The organism is Cupriavidus sp. 05L411, from assembly GCF_056398045.1.
On record NZ_JBFTOQ010000105.1, the window covers coordinates 1 to 3,153 of the forward strand.

Annotated in this window: 2 protein-coding genes and 1 pseudogene; all 3 read left to right on the plus strand. The window is 62.7% G+C overall.

Features of this window, described 5'->3' with window-relative positions; translation table 11 throughout:
• The first annotated feature begins 110 nt into the window (after positions 1 to 110).
• Positions 111 to 527 (plus strand): hypothetical protein, encoded by a 417-nt coding sequence (locus AC1DQR_RS40010; RefSeq protein WP_477135106.1) that lies wholly within the window; start codon positions 111 to 113, stop codon positions 525 to 527.
• 126 nt (positions 528 to 653) lie between these two features.
• A pseudogene (locus AC1DQR_RS40015) lies at positions 654 to 890 on the plus strand (DUF7673 family protein).
• Between the two features lie 338 nt (positions 891 to 1,228).
• Positions 1,229 to 3,153 (plus strand): autotransporter-associated beta strand repeat-containing protein (locus AC1DQR_RS40020; RefSeq protein ID WP_477135107.1); only part of this gene is annotated, 1,925 nt, incomplete at its 3' end.

The window sequence follows — 3,153 nt, forward strand, 5'->3', positions numbered from 1 at the left end:
TGAAGCGGTCAACTTCACGCAGACTCATGGTGATCAACCCTCGATCCTTCACGGCGCGCTCCCGTCCAACCCAGGCGCTACCAGTATAGGTCTATCCAGAGGACATTCTGATGTGGCTGGAAGCGGACATTCTGATTTGGCCTTTACAACTCATAACGCGCATAATAAAGCTTATGTTAAACGCTAAGAGCGTGTGGATGTTGTTGCTGTTAGCAGGCCTAGTCGTCGCCGGGCCTGCCCGCGCCGACATGACACAAAAGGATTTCCGCCAATTCGCGGCAGACCCCAGGCAAGCTAAGCAGCTTGAGATTTATCTCGCCGGCCTAATAGAAGGCGTGTTCTGGAGTTCGGCCTATAGTCGGGTCACGAAGCGAGAACCCATCTTCTGCCTGCCCGGGAATATGCCCTTGACCGCAGACACGGCAAAGTTTCTGATCCTAAACAGCACTTGGGGAAATCGTGATGGCGACTATGTAGCCTCGGCCCTGCTGTTCGAATTGCACAAGGCGTTCCCCTGTAAGCCCTAGCGCTTCCTGGGAGTGGGCTTTCCCCGACGAACAGAACAAATCATCACTGACACCAGTCCCGCCAGCCTGCGGCTCGCCGCCACGCTGCGCGATGACATCGCGACGGCCGCCGAACACGCCGACCTGGTGCGACTGCTGGAGGTGGCCCGCACCGACACTGGGCAGGCCCGGCGCGTCGCTGGCTTCTTGCTCGCCTAGTGGAACGCGGGCCAGTGCGGCGGCTTCGATCTGACGCCCCTCTGGCAGTTGGACGATGAGCTGGTCCGCGCCGTCCAGGTCGTTATGGGCGTCATCGCACGCACGCGACGCTACTCCCACACGCTGGGCTACGACCCCGCCTTCGAGGCCGTGGTGGCGGCTTGACGCCCCGAACTGGACGAGCCGGCCTGGACTAGAGTCCGAACCGCTAATAGCGACGAGAGAGCGCCTGGGTCACGAAACTGAGTCTTTCAGTCCGCCCGAAGTGGCAGTGGAATTCCCTTTTCCATAGGCTGTCGACTTTCCCCACCTTAGACGGGCATAGTGTTTTCGCTCGTTAGCGTATATTTCACTCGCTATAAATAGCCGGGGCTGCCTCAAACCGGATCGGCGTGCAGACACACGCTTCGGTGCCGCGAATATGGGCAGACCATCGCTAGCGCCAATGGCTATGTAAATCGAGGCGGATCGTCGGTCCTTCAGTTTTTATAATCGAATAGTCAATGAACCGCATCTACCGCCTTGTCTGGAACCGCACCTTGCGGGTCTCGCAGGTTGCTTCCGAACTCACCGTCGCGTCCTGCGGCGGCTCCCCCACTGGCCGTGTCGTACGGCGGATGTCAGCGCGCCGGGTGCTAAAAGCCCTGCATCCGCTCGCGTTGACGCTCGGCATTACCGGTGCGTCGCTTCCGGCATGGGCGGCAAATTGCGTCTCCGGCGCAACGACAGCTTGCAGCGCCACCGGCGGTAACGGTGCGCCTGGTCGCGGGGGCAATGGCGGCGCCGGCAACGGTGACGGCGGTGGCGCCAGCACCCTGGTCGGCGCTGACACGGTCCAGATCGCGGGCAGCCCAGGCGCCAATGGCGTAGGCGGAAGCGGTGCGGCGGGCGAGAGCGCTGGTGGAACGGGTGGCTTCGTGTTCATCGACCCGAGCTTTTTTTCACCGGGCAGTACTGTCACCGTCCTCTCCGGAACATTCTCTGGCGGCACTGGGGCACAGGGACCGGACGGCTTCAACTTCGCGAGCGGCGGCGGGGGCGGCGGCACGGTTTTTTATGTTGCCAGCGCAAGCCTAAGCGTCATGTCGGGCCCAGTCGTCAAAGGTGGTAACGGCGGCGCTGGCGGAAATGGTACCAGCGGCTTTGTTTCCAATGCCGGCGGCGGCGGTGGCGGCGGCACCGGTATTACTACCACGGCGGCGAATGCCACCATCACCAGCGCAGGCGATATCAGCGGGGGAAGTGGTGGCAACGGAGGTGCAGGCGGCTTCGGAGGTGGCGGTGGTGGTGGCGGCGATGGCTTGTTGACGCTCGGCGGCAATACGGCCATTACCAACACGGGCAGCATTACCGGGGGCGCCGGCGGCAGTGCCGGGGTCAGCAGCAATGGCAGCCTCACCACCGCAGGCACCGGCGGAGCCGGGGTCAATCTCGCCGGAGGGGGAAGTACCTTAATCAATCAAGGCAATGTCACGGGTGGCGCCGGAAGCGGAGCCGCGGCCGGAGCCGGTGTCATCGCTAACGGGAATGACACTATCACCAACAGCGGCACGATCAGTGGCGGTCTATTCAGCGACGGCCTGACCCGCGCCGCGGCGATCCAGTTCAATGGCACCGGCAATACATTGAATCTACTCACCGGCTCGAACCTCGTTGGAAATATCCAGTTGAGCGCCGGTGCGACAGCGACGATCGCCGCAAAGAGTACAGGGCTAACGCTTGGCAATGCGATTGTGCTGGGTGCAAGCACATCCGCCGTGGGTTTCGACACCAGCGCGGCCAACCTTCTAGTTTCCGGCGTCGTCTCTGGCACCGGCAGCCTGACCGCAACCGGAGGGGGCACTGTCACGCTCACCGGCGCAAACACCTACACAGGTGGCACAACGATCAGTGCAGCCACGCTGCAAATCGGCAATGGCGGCACCACAGGCTCAATCGCGGGTAACGTCATAAACAACGGGACGCTGGTTTTCGGCCGGAGCGATAGCGTGGCTTTTGGCGGCAACATCAACGGAATCGGCGCCTTGGCGCAAGCCGGCACTGGCACGCTGTCACTCTCGGGGGCCAACAGCTATAGTGGCAGCACGACCATTACGGCTGGCACCCTCGCGCTCACCGGTAGCGGTAGTATTGCGGCGTCCGGTGGCGTCATGAACAATGGAACGTTCGATATTTCAGGCACCACCAGCGGCGCATCGATCRCCAGCCTCTCGGGGACAGGTACCGTCAGCCTCGGCGGCCGCACGCTGACGCTGACCAACGCGGCTGGCACGTTCAGCGGCAGTACCGCCGGCGCGGGTGGCCTCACGCTCAACGGCGGCACGCAGACCCTCAGCGGCACGAATACCTACAGCGGCGGCACGACCATCAACRCGGGCACCCTTGCGCTCACCGGTACCGGTAGTATTGCGGCGTCCGGTGGCGTCAT

Coding starts and splice junctions, on each gene's coding strand:
- AC1DQR_RS40010 (WP_477135106.1), top strand. CDS start 111: ATGTGGCTGGAAGCGGACATTCTGATTTGGCCTTTACAACTCATAACG.